This window comes from Actinocorallia lasiicapitis (genome assembly GCF_054778695.1).
In genome coordinates, this window is record NZ_BAAGZI010000892.1 from 1 (window position 1) to 599 (window position 599).

General features: G+C 71.6%; 1 protein-coding gene. It reads right to left on the minus strand.

Annotated features, from left to right (window positions below; genetic code table 11):
- Nucleotides 1-518: RNA polymerase sigma factor (locus tag ACYVE7_RS35350; RefSeq protein WP_460371054.1), on the minus strand; the 518-nt coding region annotated here is incomplete at its 3' end.
- Between the last annotated feature and the right edge of the window lie 81 nt (nucleotides 519-599).

The following is a 599-nucleotide window of genomic DNA, read 5'->3' on the forward strand; positions in this document are numbered from 1 at the left end:
AGCGCCCGGTCGGCCCGCGCCTTCACCCGCGCCGCCCGCGCCGTCGCCTGGAACGGCGCGACGCCCAGCACCGCCGCCAGATCGACCCCGACCACCCCGTGCCGCAACGTCAGCAGCAGCAGATCCTGGTCGGCGAACGACAGCCTGTCCAGGGCGCCTTCGAGCAGCCGCCGCACCTCTTCGGCGGCGAGCCCCGTCTCCGTCCCGGCCTGCTGGCCCTCCCAGTCCCACCGCAGCGACCGCCCCCGCGACCGGAACAGCCCGCGCCGCCGCACCGCGCCGTAAAGCCACGCCCGCAGCCGCTCCCGATCCCGTAGCCGCGCCGCCCGCCGCCCGGCGTCGATCATCACGTCATGGACGATGTCCTCGGCGGCCTTGGTCTCCCCCACCAACGCCACCGCATAATCAAACACCTGTTCGACATAAGCGTCGTACAGCGGCTCAAGCCCGCCTCCTTCGGCGAGCAGCCCGACCAGCCCCCGGTCGAACTCCGACCCCAACCCCGTCCATCTGGGCATACCCGCCGCTCCACTAAACGAGAACCGGGTTCCTTGCTACACCCCCCACCCCAATCCCCGCCCGAGAACCCAAAAACAAGC